The 16,459-nt window shown below is 65.0% G+C and carries 15 protein-coding genes and 1 pseudogene; 3 read left to right on the top strand and 13 right to left on the bottom strand.

Annotated elements, in window-relative coordinates; genetic code table 11:
• Positions 1–646: pseudogene (locus ACLL97_RS09900) on the top strand (hypothetical protein); the annotation flags it as partial.
• Between the two features lie 203 nt (positions 647–849).
• Here ACLL97_RS09900 and pckA read toward each other — a convergent pair.
• Both pckA and ACLL97_RS09890 read right to left on the bottom strand, forming a co-directional pair.
• Entirely contained in the window at positions 850–2,472 is a 1,623-nt protein-coding gene (gene pckA, locus ACLL97_RS09895) for a phosphoenolpyruvate carboxykinase (ATP) (RefSeq protein ID WP_411280303.1), read from the bottom strand.
• 220 nt (positions 2,473–2,692) lie between these two features.
• Positions 2,693–3,382, bottom strand: coding sequence for a hypothetical protein (locus tag ACLL97_RS09890; RefSeq protein ID WP_411280302.1), 690 nt, complete (start codon positions 3,380–3,382; stop codon positions 2,693–2,695).
• A gap of 78 nt (positions 3,383–3,460) precedes the next feature.
• Between ACLL97_RS09890 and ACLL97_RS09885 the strand changes: the two genes are divergently transcribed.
• Both ACLL97_RS09885 and ACLL97_RS09880 read left to right on the top strand, forming a co-directional pair.
• Positions 3,461–3,808, top strand: a complete 348-nt coding sequence (locus tag ACLL97_RS09885; RefSeq protein ID WP_411280301.1) for a hypothetical protein — start codon at positions 3,461–3,463, stop codon at positions 3,806–3,808.
• A 166-nt stretch (positions 3,809–3,974) separates the two neighbouring features.
• Positions 3,975–6,245 carry a TonB-dependent receptor gene (locus tag ACLL97_RS09880; protein WP_411280300.1) on the top strand — a complete coding sequence of 757 codons (2,271 nt, stop codon included), beginning with the start codon at positions 3,975–3,977 and terminating at the stop codon, positions 6,243–6,245.
• Between the two features lie 121 nt (positions 6,246–6,366).
• Here the strand turns inward: ACLL97_RS09880 and ACLL97_RS09875 are convergent, their stop codons facing one another.
• The 11 genes from ACLL97_RS09875 to ACLL97_RS09825 form a co-directional block, all read right to left on the bottom strand.
• Positions 6,367–7,341, bottom strand: a complete 975-nt coding sequence (locus ACLL97_RS09875; protein ID WP_411280299.1) for a deoxyribonuclease IV — start codon at positions 7,339–7,341, stop codon at positions 6,367–6,369.
• Between the two features lie 50 nt (positions 7,342–7,391).
• A complete protein-coding gene (locus tag ACLL97_RS09870; protein ID WP_411280298.1) occupies positions 7,392–8,597 on the bottom strand; it encodes a murein hydrolase activator EnvC family protein in 1,206 nt (401 codons plus the stop codon).
• A 110-nt stretch (positions 8,598–8,707) separates the two neighbouring features.
• On the bottom strand, positions 8,708–9,568 hold the full coding sequence (locus ACLL97_RS09865; protein ID WP_411280297.1) for a cell division protein FtsX: 861 nt from the start codon (positions 9,566–9,568) through the stop codon (positions 8,708–8,710).
• Complete coding sequence (gene ftsE, locus ACLL97_RS09860; RefSeq protein ID WP_411280306.1) at positions 9,565–10,266, bottom strand: cell division ATP-binding protein FtsE; 702 nt, start codon at positions 10,264–10,266, stop codon at positions 9,565–9,567. The genes ACLL97_RS09865 and ftsE overlap by 4 nt, the downstream gene beginning before the upstream one ends.
• 12 nt (positions 10,267–10,278) lie before the next feature.
• Positions 10,279–11,343: a trans-sulfuration enzyme family protein gene (locus ACLL97_RS09855; RefSeq protein ID WP_411280296.1), complete on the bottom strand. Its 1,065-nt coding sequence runs from the start codon at positions 11,341–11,343 to the stop codon at positions 10,279–10,281.
• Between the two features lie 52 nt (positions 11,344–11,395).
• Positions 11,396–11,728: a hypothetical protein gene (locus ACLL97_RS09850; protein ID WP_411280295.1), complete on the bottom strand. Its 333-nt coding sequence runs from the start codon at positions 11,726–11,728 to the stop codon at positions 11,396–11,398.
• The gene (locus tag ACLL97_RS09845; protein ID WP_411280294.1) at positions 11,725–12,282 is read right to left on the bottom strand and encodes a hypothetical protein; all 558 of its coding nucleotides are present in this window, start codon (positions 12,280–12,282) and stop codon (positions 11,725–11,727) included. Before ACLL97_RS09845 ends, ACLL97_RS09850 begins: the two co-directional genes overlap by 4 nt.
• A gap of 22 nt (positions 12,283–12,304) precedes the next feature.
• Positions 12,305–13,252 carry a hypothetical protein gene (locus ACLL97_RS09840; RefSeq protein ID WP_411280293.1) on the bottom strand — a complete coding sequence of 316 codons (948 nt, stop codon included), beginning with the start codon at positions 13,250–13,252 and terminating at the stop codon, positions 12,305–12,307.
• A complete protein-coding gene (locus ACLL97_RS09835; protein ID WP_411280292.1) occupies positions 13,249–14,298 on the bottom strand; it encodes a hypothetical protein in 1,050 nt (349 codons plus the stop codon). Before ACLL97_RS09835 ends, ACLL97_RS09840 begins: the two co-directional genes overlap by 4 nt.
• A complete protein-coding gene (locus ACLL97_RS09830; protein ID WP_411280291.1) occupies positions 14,295–15,302 on the bottom strand; it encodes an ROK family protein in 1,008 nt (335 codons plus the stop codon). Before ACLL97_RS09830 ends, ACLL97_RS09835 begins: the two co-directional genes overlap by 4 nt.
• A 66-nt stretch (positions 15,303–15,368) precedes the next feature.
• Positions 15,369–16,403, bottom strand: coding sequence for a glycosyltransferase family 9 protein (locus tag ACLL97_RS09825; RefSeq protein ID WP_411280290.1), 1,035 nt, complete (start codon positions 16,401–16,403; stop codon positions 15,369–15,371).
• Positions 16,404–16,459: the final 56 nt, after the last annotated feature.

Raw genomic sequence — 16,459 nt, 5'->3', positions numbered from 1 at the left:
GTCGGACAAGCTGCCGTTCGACTGGAAGCGTATCACCGACGACGACAAGACCAAGCTGGTGGATTCGCTGCAGACGCTGGCCAAGGCCGCCACCGAACGCGCCGCTGGCAACGCGGGCGGCGGCGGTGGGTTCCGTATGTCCTTCGAGCCGGTGGCCGCTGAGAAGCTGCCCGACTACTACCCGCCCATCCGCGCCGGCACCACGCTGGCTGACTTCGAGGGCAACCTGTGGGTGTTGCCCGCCACGTCGAACTTGTCGGCGCAGCTGGCCACACAGTTCATGGGTGGCGGTGGCATGGGTGGTCGTGGAGGCCCTGGTGGCGCTCCGGGTGCTCCAGGAGCCGCTGGTGGTGCTCGCGGTGCTGGTACAGGGGCCGCTGGCGCCCCGGGCGCTCCCGGCGCTCCGCGCGCCGCTGGTGACACCACGCGTGGCAGCATGCCTGCCGCCGCGATGGGCATGATGGCGGCCATGATGAACCAGCCACCGCTCGTGTACGACATCATCAGCCCGGCCGGCAAGATGATCGAACGCGTGAAGCTGCCCGCCGGTCGTCAGCTCCTCGGCTTCGGCCCCAACGGCGCCATCTTCCTCGGCGCCCGAGACGGCCGTCAGCTCATTGTCGAAAAGGTTGTGCGCAAGGAGTAGGGGTTAGCTCCGCTCGATCGTTGGAACCGCAAGCCGCCCCGGCGCTTCGAGCACCGGGGCGGTTTTTGCATTCTGTCCGCGTGAATCCGCGGTAAAGCAATTCCTTGCTATGCAATGCAGCAAATGCAAACCGCCCCGAAAAGTCTAGGCTCCGGGGCGGCTGTGAACATCGGCGGCCGTGTCGACGCGACACCGCGGAGCGTTCAGCCCTTCGGACCTGCGCCCAGAATCACCGGTGAAACCGCCGAACCAAACTTCGTGATGTTCTCACGGAACATACCGGCCAACTTGCTCGCCTGCGCATCGTACGCCGCACCGTCAGCCCACGTGCGACGCGGCTCGAGCACGTCACTCGGTACACCGTCGATCGCGTGCGGCAGATGCAAACCGAAGATCGGGTCGGCGGCAAACGTCGCATTGGCCAGCGAGCCGTTGAGTGCCGCGCGCACCATCGTGCGCGTGTAGCTCAACTTCATGCGCGAGCCCACGCCGTACGCGCCGCCGCTCCAACCGGTGTTCACCAGCCACACCTGCGAGCCGTGCGTGCGGAGCAGTTCGCCCAACATCTCGGCGTACTTGGTGGGATGCCACACCAAAAACACCGCGCCGAAGCAGGCCGAGAACGTGGCCTGCGGCTCGGTGACGCCGCGCTCGGTGCCGGCCACCTTGGCCGTGTAGCCAGACAGGAAATAGTACATCGCCTGTTCCGGCGTGAGCTTGGCGATCGGCGGCAACACACCGAACGCGTCGGCGGTGAGGAACACCACGTTCTTCGGGTGTCCACCGCGGCCGCTCGGCACGTGGTTCTTGATGTAGTGCAGCGGATACGAGGCGCGCGTGTTCTCGGTGATCGACTGGTTGGCGAAGTCCACCGAACGAGACGGCTCGTTGAGCACGACGTTCTCGAGCACTGTGCCGAACATCTGCGTGGTCTGATAGATGTCGGGCTCGTTCTCGGGCGACAGGTTGATCACCTTCGCGTAGCAGCCACCCTCGAAGTTGAACGTGCCCTCAGGTGACCAGCCGTGTTCGTCGTCGCCGATGAGGCCGCGTGTGGGGTCGGCCGAGAGCGTCGTCTTGCCGGTTCCCGACAGCCCGAAGAACAACGCCGTGTCGCCCGCAGGGCCGATGTTGGCGGAGCAGTGCATCGAGAGAATGCCCTGCTTCGGTAGCAGATAGTTCATCACCGTGAACATCGACTTCTTCAGCTCACCGGCGTAGCGTGTGCCACCAATCAGAATGGTGCGCTCGGCGATGTTGAGCACGATGAACGTGGTCGTGCGCGTGCCGTGCTTTGCCGGGTCGGCCTGGAATTCCGGTGCGTGATACACCGTGAAATTCGGCGCAAACGTGGCCAGCTCCTCGACCGCCGGGCGAATGAACATGTTGCGCACGAACGACGCATGCCACGCATTGGGCAACACGTAGCGCACACTCAAGCGCGTGGATGGATCGGCGCCGCAATACAGGTCTTGCACGAACAGCTCGGGCAACGTGTTCAGATACTGCTTCACGTCGGCTTTGAGCGCTTCGTAGTGCGCCTGAGCCATCGGCTGGTTGACCTTGCCCCAGTCCACATCAGCCTCGCTCGACGACTCCTGCACCACGAACTTGTCGTTCGGCGAGCGGCCCGTGTGCGGCGACGTGACCGCGACGAACGGCCCCATCTCGGCCAACCGACCTTCGTCGCGGCGGATAGCCGCTTCGACGAGTTCGGGAGCGACAAAGTTCCAGTGAACCTCTCCGCTCGGTTTCAGGCCCTGGGGAGCGAGGCCGTCAAGGCTCTCACGGCGAACGGCGGCGGACGGAGTGACCTGTGTCGCCATGGTGCGACCCTCACGGAAAACGTACGGCGGGACAGGCGCAGTCGAGCGCGCACGGTGCGGCGCTTGGCCTGTCCTGCAGAGAATGTGCTTTGCGTTCGGTTTTCATTCGGTGATGCACTGAACCGAATGTGAAACATGACCGAGCGGGCCCCGTCGCTCAAGCGGAGGTTCCCCTTTTCCTGCATGAATTCTCAGTACAAGTGCATGAGGAATGACGGACTCAGAGCGTAATATCGGCCGCCCGCCCCAGAAGGTTGCGCAGCGTGTTGCGATCCCGTTCGGTCGGCGTGCTCACCGTAGGACGCGTAAACATCACATCGCTCGCCTGCGGACTGTGACCGCCGATCCCTACCGCGTGTCCTATCTCGTGTGCCACCAGCGCGTCGAGCGCGGACTGCGTGGCCGTCGTCGTCATGTCCACCCGAATCACGATCGCCGCGGTCAGTACCGTGGCTGCGATGGGTCGCAGCCGCTCGGCGCGGCCATTCAGCGGACAGAAATACGTGTAGCCGGCCGCCCCGGAGGGATTGAACGGACAGGATCCCGTTGCGACCGGCTGTGCGACGGAGCGGTCGTACACGATCACATCGGCCACATCGCGGTTCGATGCCACGTCGAGCGTGAACTCGCGCCCCTGCGGCACGGCATTCCACGACTGCACGGCGCGCTGCACTGCCACGGCCAAGTCGGCACTCCCTGCCGCCATCGGCTCCACGAACACACGGACCTTGGCGCCGGTGGACCACCGATAGAGCAATCCGCCCGTGAGCGCGGTGGGATCGTACGCGAAATCGGGTCGCACCACGGTGGGATTGTCGCACGCCCACGTAAGGAGCATGGCGGCCATCACCATTGGGCAGGCGTGACGCCACGTCGCGCGCGCTGCAAATCGGGTGGGAAAGCGGAACATTTGTGAAAGGTGTCTGTCATGCCCCCGATCTTCCATAGGCCTGTTGCGTCATTTCCCCGAAATCGACACGTTACAGCGATGGCACGCACGCGCTCCCTACTTCTCACGCGCTTCCTCTTCCTGTTGGCCTGGTTTCAGGTCCTGGGGCCGGCGGTGTCGTCGGTGGCGGATGCGTGGCGTCTCGACCAGCGCGAAGCGTATCTGCACATGGAGTCGGAGACTGGGCCGGGCTGTGTGCCGGTGCACAGTCACGACTGCGTGTTGTGCAGCGTTGCCACGGGGCCGAACGGCAGTGCCCACGAGCAGTCGCGCTCACCGGTCGAGGCCGAGCCTGACATCGCGCCGACGTGCGTGCAGGTCACGAGCCGTGCGAGTGCCAGCCGTGGAACCGCCTCGCAGCGTGCTCCTCCGAAGATGTCGGTCTGAGTTGTCGGCCATGCCTCGCGCATGGCCCCGGACCACGCGATCGCGTCAGCTTGGCGCATCGCGCACATCACTTTCTGGAGTTGTCATGCTTCCGAACTTTTTGCGCCGCGCTGGTGCGCGTCGTCCGGTCGTGGGCCGACGTACCTGCCTGCGAACCGTTTTGTCGATGTCCACCCCCATGGTTGTGGCGGCGCTCGCGCTCGCGAGTTCCCCCACGCTTAGTGCGGCTGCCTCCCGTGCGGTGGCGGCGTCGGCGCCGACCGCGGCACTGCAGGCCGGAGTGACCGGTACCGTCAAAGACACGGCGGGTGCGCCGTTGTCGAATGTGCAAGTGGTGGTCAGCGGCGCCAATCGCAGTGCGCTCACCGACGACCGCGGCCAATTTTCCATCGAAGGAGTTCCGCCCGGCGTGTATCACCTCGACTTCATCCGGATCGGCTATTTTGCTGCGCACGAAGTCGTGACCGTGACAGCCGCGGGTACCCCGGTGCGGGTCACGGTGACCATGAAGGTCGCCACGGTGCGCCTCTCGAGCGTGAACGTGACGGCCACACCGACGGGAACCGACCCGCTCAACGTCACGCAGGCCACCGTCCAACTGTCGGGCAAAGAGTTACAGCGCGCCCTGAGCACGTCGCTCGGCCAGACGCTGTCGAAGGAGCCCGGCATGTCCACGCGCTTCAACGGACCGATGGCGTCAACGCCGGTCATTCGTGGCCTCACCGGCGAGCGTGTACTGGTGTTGCAGGACGGCGAGCGCGCCGGTGATCTCTCGGCCGGTGCCGCCGACCACATGAACGCGGTGGATCCGAGTACCGCCGAGCGGATTGAGGTGATTCGTGGTCCAGCCTCGCTGCTATACGGCAACAATGCCATCGGCGGTGTGGTCAACGTGATCTCGTCGGACATTCCCACCAGTATTCCCGGGCGCGCCACTGGCTATGTGCTGGGGCAGGGCGAGAGCGTCACCCCCGGCGGCGTGGCGAGTGCAGGCATTACGGTACCGGTCGGAAAGCAGCTCGCCATTACGGTACGGGGCGGATTCCGTGAGTTCGAGAACATGCGCGTGGGCGGCGGTGCGGCCCAGCCGAACACGAACGGCGCGACAAAGCAGTTTGCCTTGGGTGCCGGAACCGTTGGCGGTCGCGGGTCGGTCGGTGTGGTGTATCGCCAGATGGGCTTCGAATACGGATTGCCGCACCCCGCGGGCGACGCAGGCATTCGGATCGACGGTGTCCGGCGCATGGCGGCGCTACAGTCCACGATCAGCACCGGCTACGCACCCGTCGCCACGCTGCGCGTTGATGGCACGTCGCAGTGGTACTCGCACAACGAGATCGAGCCCAGTGGCGCGATCGGCACGCAGTTCAAGCTCAACACGCAGACCGTGAACGTGACCGGACGCACACAGATCGGCCGGATGACGGGTGCCGTTGGTGTGCAAGGCCTCTTCCGGGAATACCGACCGGCCGGTGACGAAGCGTTCGTGCCGGGCTCCACCAACAACAACGTAGCCGCGTTCGTCTTTCAGGAGCTCCCCCTCGGCATGGGCGCTTCCGAGGATCACACGCCGCGCGTGCAGATCGGTGCGCGGTACGACCGCTTTTCGATTGCAACCGATCCCGGCAAGGAAGCCGCCCGCTTTGGGGATGCGCAGTCCCGCACGTTCGAGAACATGGCCGCCTCGCTCGGACTGAGCGTGCCGGTGACTACCGACGTGTCTTTCACCGCGAACATGTCGCGCGGCTTTCGCGCGCCGGCGGTCGAAGAGCTGTTCGCGAATGGCTACCACGCCGCCGTCGGCACCTTCGACGTGGGAAATGCCGCACTCAGGCCGGAGCAGAGCACGGGGTTCGAAGCGGGATTGCGCGCTCAGACGCCCCGCACGTTCGCGCAGTTCAGCACGTACTACAACCTGATCAACAAGTATATCGTGCCGACGGCCACCGGCACGCGGGACGTCGACGGCACCGACGTGCCGCTGGTGAATTTCCGGCAGCGCGATGCCACTCTGTACGGCGTGGAAGGGCAGCTCGAAACGAAGCTGGTACGTCGTTGGGTGGGCGGCGTAATGGGTGACTACGTGCGCGCCAAGATTCGAAATAGCGACGACAACCTCCCGTACATTCCCGCCGGACGACTCGGCGCGTCACTGCGCTACGACAACGGCCGCATTTCGGCCGGCGGCGACGTACGCCGCGTATTCGCGCAGGAGAAGGTGAGCGGCGACAACCTCGATGTCGCAACCGACGCCTACACGCTGCTGGACTTGAGTGCCACCTGGCTGTTCACCGTGAAAGGAAGCCAAGTCCACTCGGTCACAATGCGCGTCGACAATGCGTTGGACGAGCAGTACCGCGACGCGACCAGCCGGATCAAGAGTTACGCGTACAATCCGGGCAGAAATTTGAGCGTGGTGTACAAGTTGTTGTTCTAGAAAACTGCCAACTGCTCAGGGGGCAGGAGGAGGGTGCCAGGGGGAGGGAGCAGCAACACCGCGCAACTCACTGCATCCTCCAGCCTGAGACCCTCCCCACGCTCCCTAAGCAGTTGGCCGATCACCCCGCCGCGTACGCCCGCAACAACCGCAGCATTCGTCCATCCGTCTCCGCCGGCGTATCGCCTTTTGGCGTCTCGATGACCTTCGGGATCCGGGCCATCCGTTCGTCCGTCATGATGCGCCGGAATGCCTGTTCGCCGATCGTGCCTTCGGCGATCAGTTCATGACGATCGAGGTGCGACGCGAGCTTGGCTTTTGAGTCGTTCAGGTGCAGGCAGCCGAGTGACTCGAAGCCGATGAGGTCGCTGAACTTCGCGAACACGCCGTCGTAGTCGGTGACCAGATCGTATCCGGCGGCCCAAATGTGCGCCGTATCGAGGCAGACACCGACGCGTCGTCGCAGTGCGGACGGAATACGCGAGAGCAGATCGGCCATCTCCTCGAACGTCGAGCCCAGCACCGTACCTTGGCCGGCCGTGAGCTCCATCAGCAGGCGCGTGGGGCCAACCTCTGCTTCCAGGGCGGCGGTGATGCCGTCGGCGTTCCGGGCGATGCCACTCTCGCGGTCGTCCATGAAATTGCCGGGATGCGACACCAGCGCGTCGAGTCCCAGCGCATGGCAGCGACGCAACTCGGCGCTGAAGCTCTCAATCGATCGCGCGCGCAACGTGTCGTCGGGCGACGCGAGGTTGATGAGATACGAATCGTGCGCGCAGGTCCAGCGCACCTTCGTTTCCTGCATCGCCGTGTGGTAGCGCACGGACTCGGCGTCGTCGATATCGCGCTCGAGCCACCGGTTCGCCTGCTTCGTGAAGATCTGCGAGCCGGTCGCGCTGATCTCGCGGGCTCGAGCGGCCGATTCCCACGTTCCGCCGGCAATCGACACATGCGCACCAAGCGGTGCGCGATCTGCCGTGCAGTCTCCCGCATCGACCACGATGGGAGCGGCGATGGACGGGGCAGGCGGCGACGGCGCCTTGCGGGTGGAGACCTTCTTCGCGGGGACCGCGCTGGTGTCTTTCTTGGCAGGCATAACACAGTGTATCACCGCGACGCCGCCACCTCCACACCTACCCGCTACACCTACTCCCTACTCCCTACTCGTCCTCGCAGCCACTCCAACGGATCCACCGAGCGTCCCTTGGGACGGATTTCGAAGTGCAAGTGCGGCGGCAGATCGGGATCCGTCGCGCCGACCGTACCGATCGTCTGTCCTTTCGGGATCTGTTGTCCCTTCCGTACATCGATGCGGGCTAGCGACCCGTACACCGAGTAGTCGCCACCACCGTGCTGGACGATTACGGTTGGACCGTAAGTCCCCACGTTGTCGGCCAGTACGACCTCACCCGCGGCAATCGACTTCACCGCCGTACCGACCGACGCGCCGATACCGATGCCGTTCCAGCGCGTGGTGGTGTTGTTCGGATTGATCACGCGGCCGAAGCGGTACAGAATGGTCCCGTCCACTGGCCAATCGAGCTTGCCGAGGTCCGACGTGCGGATACTCGACGGCGCGGCGGGTCGCGCGTTCGGCGACATCTCGGCTCGGCGACGTACCGTTTCCAACGAGGCGATCACGCCTGCCACTTTGGCTTCGTCGCGCGCCAACTGCGTGAGGCGCGCGCGCGTTTGCGTCGCGCTGCGCTGCACGGTGGTGAGATTGCGTTGGCGCCGCGATTCGAGGTCAGCCAGCCTGCGGGCTTCGCGATCTTTCTCGGAGCGGTTGCGCGCGACTTCATCCTGCAAGCGCACCAGCAGCAAGCGCTGAGAAATGATTTGATCGCGCAGCCCTTCTACACGGCGCACGAGTCCGCGGTCATGCAGCGCCAGTTCGTGCAGGTACTTGTAGCGGGCCACCAGTCCGGCAAACGACTGCGCGGACAGCATCGCTTCCACGTCGTACAGGCTGCCGCGCTTGTAGATCTCGACCATGCGTCGCTGCAGTGCCGACCGCTTGTTCACGAGTTCACTCTCGGCCGTCACGAGACCCGAGCCCGCTTTGATCACTTCGGTGTTGATGGTCTCGAGTTGCTGATCGAGCGCGCCCACGAGTCGCGCCGTCGCCTTCCGCTGCGCTTCGAGATTGTTCACTTCGTCGGCCAACGTGCGCGCACTGCGCTGCAAATCGGCCATCTTCGACTCGAGATCGGCGCGCTCTTTGCGCAGCTTGTCGAGTTCGTTCTGTTGTTGACGCAGGCGCTGTTCCGGCGCGCCAGTGGCCTGAGCCGACACGACCGCCGGCACGACCGCCGGCACGGCCAATAGCGTGACTACACCGACTGTCGTCATCGCGCCAGCGCGTAGGGTGCGTCGCACGACGTTCGCCAGCAATGCCGCGACGGAGCGCAGGCGTGCGGAACACACTAAGCGTGCGAAGCGCACTAGGCGTGCGAAGCGCACTAGGCGTCGCGCCACACGCGGCGGAGGTGACGACCCACCGACAGCCAGCTGCCCACGAGACCCAGCGCGCCGCCAGCCGCGATACCAAGCAGCACCTGTTCGGCATTGAAGAACTGTGCGGCCATGAGGTTCTTGGAGACCAGCTGCACGGTGGCCCAGGCCAGCAGCGCGGCAATCGCTCCGCCGGCAAGTCCCTTGAGCGTCCCGTCGATCAGGTAGGGCAGACGCACGAAATTGTTCGTGGCGCCCACCAGACGCATGATCTCGATTTCCTTGGTGCGGGCGAGGATCGCCATCCGGATCGTGGATCCGATAATGATGATGGCCACGAGCGCAAATACGCTCCCGAGCACCGAGCCGGCAACGCCGGCGATGTTCCGGATGCGATACAGCTTTTCCACCCACTCGCGTCCGTAGCGCACTTCTTCCACCACCGGGTAGGTCTGCAGCCGACGCGAAATGGCCTGCACCGTCTCGGGATCACGTGCGCCTTCCTTCAAGCGCAGCTCCACCGATCCGGGCAGCATCGCGCCCTCCATCACGTCACGAAACTCTTCGAGCTCCGCGCGTGCCCGCTGCAGTGCCGAATCGGGGCTCACGTAGCCGACATCGGCGATTTGCGGAATCTTGTTGATGCCCTGCATCAGCTCTTCTACCTGCGAGTCCTTCGCTCCGTCCATCAGGAACGCGCGGATCTCCACGCGATCTTCGATTTCAAGTAGCGCCGCCTTGATGTTGATCGCGACCAAGCCGAACAGGCCGAAGGCGAACAGCGAAAACGCAATCGTCGTGACACCAAGCATGGCCAGCAGCGGCGCGCGCTTGAACGCCAGGAATACTTCGCGGAGGGCCAGTCTCATCGGCGACCTCGCATGTCGGCCACAAGGCGCGCCACATCGGTGCCATCGTGTACCAGCTCGCCGTGGTCGAGCTCCAGAAAGCGCAAGGTCGAGCGCTGAATCATCGCCACATCGTGTGTGGCCATCAGCACGGCGGTGCCCTGCGTGTTGATCTCGCGCAACAGAAGGAAGATCGCGTGCGTGGCACGGTCGTCAAGATTCCCCGTTGGCTCGTCGGCCAGCAGCACAAAGGGATCGTTCGCCAGCGCGCGCGCAATTGCCACGCGCTGCTGCTCGCCTCCGGACAGTTCGTGCGGAAATGCCGTTGCCTTCGAGGCCAGGCCGACCTGCGTGAGCAACCGCGCCACCTTCGGACGGATTTGCGCATGCGGTGCGCCCGTGACTTCCAACGCGAACGCCACGTTCTGCTCCGCGGTACGATCGGGAAGCAACCGGAAATCCTGAAACACGATGCCAAGCCGACGACGCAGGATCGGAATCTCGCGGTGTTTGATTGACAGGCTGGAAAAGCCGGAGATACGCAACTCGCCCGTGGTGGGGCGCTCCGCCATCGACAACAGTTTCAACAGTGTGCTCTTTCCTGCCCCACTATGCCCCACCAGAAACACGAACTCTCCTTTGCGCATCTCGAACGAGATGTCGCGGAGGGCTGCGCCTGAGCGTGGGTACTCTTTGCTGACGTTCGTCAAGCGTAAAATACCGGACACCAACTACTCCAATGCCTGAGTGAGATCGCCGATCAAGACCGGCGCATCGTCGAGTCCGATGTTGAGACGGACCGATCCGTCGGCGAACGCGCTGGCCACCGACTCCACGCCGCCGAGCCGCGCCGCGCTCTCGGCGTCACGAACGCGGAAATGCTGCAGGCGGCCGAGCAACTCCCCAACGGCGATCTCGCCACCACGCAGAGCCAGCGCAATCAGATTGCCGTACCCGGAGAGGCACTCCGTGGCCACCACATGATCCTGATGGGCGGCCAAACCGGGATAGGACACCGCGCGCACGGCGCCGTCCGGGGTTGATTGTGAAGCGACCCACTGCGCCACGGCCATCGCCGTCGCGTTCTGCTTGGCCACGCGGACGCCGAGTGTCTTGAGTCCACGGGCCAACTGCGCCACCGCCGCCGGGTGCGGCTCGGCGCCCCATGAACGCATCTTGACGCGGACCTCGTCCACCACCGCTTCGCTACCGCACACCACGCCAGCGAAACCATGCCCGTGGCCGTCCAAAAACACACTGGCCGCATGTAGCACCACGTCCGCGCCGTGCTCCACGGGACGGAAGTTAATGGGACTGGCGAGCGTGGCGTCGACCACCAACGCGATGCCGAGCTCCTGCGCAAGGGTGCGCACTGGGCGCATGTCGACCACACGGGTCGTTGGATCGACCGGAGACTCGAGGTATACCAGCCGTGTGGTACGGCTGAGCGCGCGACGCCAGCCTCGTGTTTCGGTGGGGTCGACAAAGCTCACCTGCACACCGAGCGCCGGGAGCTCATGCTCGAAAAACCGGCGCGTCTCCGGGCGAAGCCAGCGACTCGCGAGCAGGTGATCGCCGGGGCGAAGCAGCGACACCATGGTGCAGGCGACGGCGGCCATCCCGCTCGCCAGCACAAGTGCCGATTCGGTGCGATCCAGCTGCGCCAACTGCCGCGCGACTGAGCTGTCGGCGAGACCCTCCGCACGCGCTCGCGGTGCCCCGGACGGAAGCCCGTCTGCGGCACCGACGGGCAGCCCGTCAAGCGGCATGGGGGGCATCGCGTCGATGTCACTCATGTCAGGCACGGCGGCATGGAGGCAGAGTTAATCGGCGTGGCGCCGGACGAGGTCAGACGCGGGTCCGGGAGTCGGTATCCAACTTCACCACGCGCACGAGTTCAGACGGAGCCGCCCCGACGACGTCCCGCAGGACACACCCGCCGCGAGGTAGCGTGTCGTCAATCTGCAGCTCAGCCAGTTCAGAGCGCCGGTCAGATACCACACGCACCAGCTCGTGTCCCGTCACGAGACGCACCAGCGCGTCATCTGAGCGCAGCCGAATCATCGGCCCACGTTCGGCGTCGCCGGGACGACTGCTGATGAACCCCACCACTTGCAGGACCGGGGAAAATCCACTGAATAACCCCAGTTTTCGGGCTTTGGCCTTCTCTTCCTCGTTCATGTTCCCCTCGCCACCGTGCCGGGCACCGTGAAACCGTCGTCCCGACGCATGATGAGCCGACGACTCCGAAGCCGGTCCAGCTGATTGGCCGCAAACGCCTCGCTTACGGACAGGATCGGCGCGAGCGACTCGGCCCAAACCGGTCCATGGTCGCGCACCGCCTCCCAATGCGACCGTTCGTCGTCGTCCACATAACCGAACAGCTCGGCCGCCCCCTCATGCCATGATACCAACGCCAGTGCATGACGTTCGAGGACCGTCTCGATCGGATCGATATGGCCTTCGTGAATTCCTCGGAAGGTAAGGAAACCCGGGAGGCCGTCGTCGCTCGCATAGCGCAGCAGCAATTTGGCCACGATCTCGTCGGCGCACGAGAAATCCAGCAGGTTGACCTGCGAAAAGTCGATCGTGGTCACGACGGAGGCGCCCACTTCGATGACTTGCTGTTCGATCGCCGTACGCACGGCGGCGCCGGTAGGGCGCGTGACCAGATTCGAATACAGGTCGCACACCGTGCCGCGCAACACGGTCCCGACATCGATGTTGACCGTCATCGGGCCTTCATGAGCTGGGCGCTCACAGCGTGCCCCGCGCGCGGGCCCGGGACGCGCCCGCACTCCGCGCGCGAACGGGCGCGTCGCCGAGCCGTTCGGGAATCGTGACCTGCATCTGTGCACCGGGAAAGAAGGGAAGCCCTTCGGTCATCGGTACATCTTCATCCCATTCGGGTGTGATGGCAATGCGTGCCGTACCACTGCGTACCGACAACTTGCCATCCCACCGTCCCACGAACCGACGGATGCCGGCCAGACCCTGCCCGCGACCTTTGTCACCATGACGGAAACGACTCACGGCGCGGAGGACCGCATCTTCGAGCGCCATCGCGTCATCCCACCGATCACTGCGGCGATGTCCCGGCGAACTCTCGAGGGACTTCCGGAAGCCCACGCCGGCGTCGCAGACGGCGATGACGACCACACGACGACCAAGACGACGGGAATATTTGTAGGTCTGCACGGCCACCCATCCGCCAAGTCCCGCGTGCTCCACGATGTTCTGACACGATTCGCTCAACGTCATGCCGAACGCGCCGGTAATGGCCGTGTCGAGATTGAGCTGACCATGCAGAATATCGGCAGCCTTCTGCTGAATGCGGCCCACGACGCCGTGCACGTCGTCGCTCTTTGTGATTGACGTGATCTCGAGTAGCACGTCCGACTCGAGCGCGTCACGCGCGCGCGGCACCGCGCCGTGCATGTCGTATAACTCGGCCGCATGTCGGAAGAATCCGGTGCGTGACCAGTATGACACCGTGTCGGCGTGCTCCGGTACTGCGAAACTCATCCGGTCGGGACGCGACTGCGCGACGCACAGCAGTGCGGTCAACCCGTACGGTGAGGCCCATCGCGCATGACGCGCGTCGACGAGGATCTTCGCGTCTTCGGGTACCAACGCCAACTGCTCGAAGACCTGTTCGAAGCTGTGCTCATCGAGAGATGGCGGCACGCTGATGACAGACGTCACGAAAGGCTCAGCTCTCCGCGGAGATGATTCGCAAGACCGGAGGCCCCACGATGCTCGACGTTGCGCGAAGCGGCGTTGTTCGCCGTCGCAATCGCATCAGTCAACATATCACCGGCAAGTAGCCGCGAGAAATGGGTCGCGCCCCATACATCGCCACATCCCGTGGGATCGCCGGGGCCGTCGACCCGCGGTGGAACACTCGGCACCAGCCCCGTGCGCAGCGCGCCCAGTGCGCCACTTCCCCCACGCGGTGATGTGGACAGCGCAGATGTGTGACCTCGCGCCGGCGGTAAGTCGGTGAGTCGCTCAAATCCTGGTGCGGCCACGTAGACCGCGCCGCGCTTGCCGAGCGTGACGCAGAGGCACGACACACCCGCCGCCATGGCCGTCGCGGCCAGTGCCATCGAGTCAGGCGCCATCATCTGCATCTCGTCTTCGTTCACCTGCAGTACGTCGAAACACTCGCACCACGCGGCCACGTTGGGCAGCGGTTGCGCCACCCGCAGGCCGTCGGGTAGCACGGCCATGATCTTCATGTGCAAGTCGCAGTAGATTGGACCGCTAAAGTGCGCCCGCACCAATTGCGTGGTCTCGAGGTCGAGCTCCCACCCACTGAGGAAGTTGATGTAGAGCGCGTCCAGTCGAGCGGCATCGAGCACGGGCTTGAGGCCCATCCATGTCCACGCCGGCACACCTCCCGACAAATGCTCGGTGCGACGTTCGTCATCGAGATAGCGCAGCTCTACCCGATTGTTCGGATAGGGGACGCCGATGATCTCCGCATCGGGCGCTAGGTGTCGCAGCGAATGGCAGAACAGCCGCGCGCGATCCACCAAGTCGTCGCCGACGCGCGCCAGCGGCACGATCTCCCAGTCATCGGGCAGCGCCGCGTCGAGCGCCGAGAGCGAGTACGTGATGCCGCCCCACTCCTCGACGGCCACACTGCGTTTGTCGCGACCATACAACACGTCCCATACGAACGAGCCGATCACGCCCACACGCTTCTTTCGCGACCCGGTAGGAGTCGACGCCGCCAGCGGCGTCACGCGGGTGGTCGACCGGTGTGCTGCGCGATGAACGTGGCGACCGCGCCTACGACACCGGCGGTGCCGGGCAGCGTGCCGGGCACGATCCGGCAAGCATCGACCGCCGGCTTGAACGCGCGACGTCGCACTTCCTGGCGCAGCGGCCCGAACAACGCCTCTCCCGCCTGCGTGACCCCACCGGCGATAACCACGCAATCAGGGTTGAACACGTTCAGTAGATTCGCGATACCGGTGCCCAAAAAGCGCGCCGTGTCGCGCACGATCTCGAGGGCCACGGCATCGCTCTGTGCCGCCGCGGCATACACCGTGGCCGCTGTAATCTGGGAGATGTCACCGTCCACCAACTCGGGAAGAATGGACGGCTGTTCAAACGACAGCGCTTCTCGCGCTCGCTCGGCGATGGCCGTACCCGAGGCGTAGGCCTCGAGACAGCCGTAGTTGCCGCAGCCGCACCGGCGCCCCGTTTGGTCGATAGTAGTGTGGCCGATCTCACCAGCCACGTCACTCGAGCCGTGATAGAGCCGACCGTCGAGGATGATGCCGCCACCGATGCCGGTGCCGATAGTCATCCCAATCACATTCGTCGCGCCCTTGGCCGCCCCTACCCACCACTCGCCGTAGGTCGCGCAGTTGGCATCGTTGTCGAGTGCCGCCGGCAAGCCGGTGAGCTCCGTCATCCGATCGCGCAGCGGGATGTTGTGCCAGTTCAGATTCGGCGCCACGAGCACGATCCCGAGCTTGCGATCGAGCGGCCCGGGCGCACCCACACCCACGCCAAGAAACGCCTCGCGTGCCACCCCGGCTTCGCGCATTGTTGCTGATACCGCGTCGTTGACCATGCGCGCCATGCGCCCGATCACACCGTCGGCGCCTTCCTGCGCCGCGGTGGGTTCGGAGCGGAGTCCATATTGGCGCGAGCCATCGGCGGACATCGCGCAGACGACAATGTTGGTGCCACCAAGATCGACACCGACAATGAACTGGTTGGCTGGGAGGGCAGTCATAAGGCGAAAAGATAACGCGGCTGCCTAGTGCCAGCGTCTCCGGAACTGCAACGGATCGGCCCGTGCTCAGGACGGTCGGGACATCCGTGCCATCGCCTCGCCCACCGCGTGGGCACGTAGGTCGCGCATACAGCGCCAATGCCCCAACGGACACGCCTGCCCGCCGTGTGCACTGCACGGGCGACAGGTGAGCTCATCGCGTCCCAGTGTCACGCGCTGATCGGCCAACGGTCCGAATCCCATGCTCGGTACGGTGGGCCCGAACAGCGCAATCGTGGGCGTGTTCATCGCGGAGGCCAGGTGTAACGGCGCCGAGTCATTGGTCACCAGCACGGCGCACCGCGAGAGCAGGGCCGCCGACCCGAGCAACGACAGTTTGCCGGTGGCATCGACCACCGGCGGGCCACCACGCCGGTGCACGGCCACGCTGATGGCGGCGGCCAGTGGCGCATCGCCGGACGCGCCCAGCACCACGATACGGGAATGAGGGAGTCGCGCTGTGAGCTCACCGGCCAGCGCGTCGTACGACGGCCAGCGTTTGGTAGCCCACACACTACCTGGCGCCATCGCGATGAGCGCCTCACCGGCGCCGATGCCGGCCGCCTCGAGCAGCGCGGTCACCCGCGCGTTGTCGTCGGCTCCCGGATACAGCGACGGGCGCCGCGCCTCAGGCTCCGCGGGCTCGGCATCGTGCGGCGCATTTGCCAGCGCCCACAGCCGCTGCGCGTGATGCCAGTCTGTCCTGTACTCCACACGGCGCGAGTACAACCACCGACCCGCCGAGCGGTTGAAGCCCACGCTGTGCACGCCCGCCAGGCGCGCCAGTGCCGCCGTACGCCACGATCCCTGCGCCATGTACGCGGTCGTCGCGCCCGTCGCGCGCAACCGCGCCGCCACGCGCCGCAGGCCGCCCAATCCCGAGTCGGTCTTTCGCTTGTCGTACACGATCACTGAGGTGACCGCGGGATGATTCGCCAACAGCGCCGCATTCACGGGTGTGGCAACCACGTGCACCTCGCCCTCACGCGACAACCGCTCGATGAGTGGCGTGGTGAGGATCATGTCGCCGAGGAATGACGTTTGGATGACGGCGCAAATCATAGAACAAAGTAAGGAGTACGGAGTCGGGAGTAAGGAGGCCTACTCCAGACTTCGAC

It is taken from the genome of Gemmatimonas sp. (assembly GCF_046594945.1).
Lineage (GTDB): Bacteria > Gemmatimonadota > Gemmatimonadetes > Gemmatimonadales > Gemmatimonadaceae > Gemmatimonas.
Note: the sequence above shows the minus strand (reverse complement) of the source record. Positions and strands in the feature narration are given on the sequence as shown.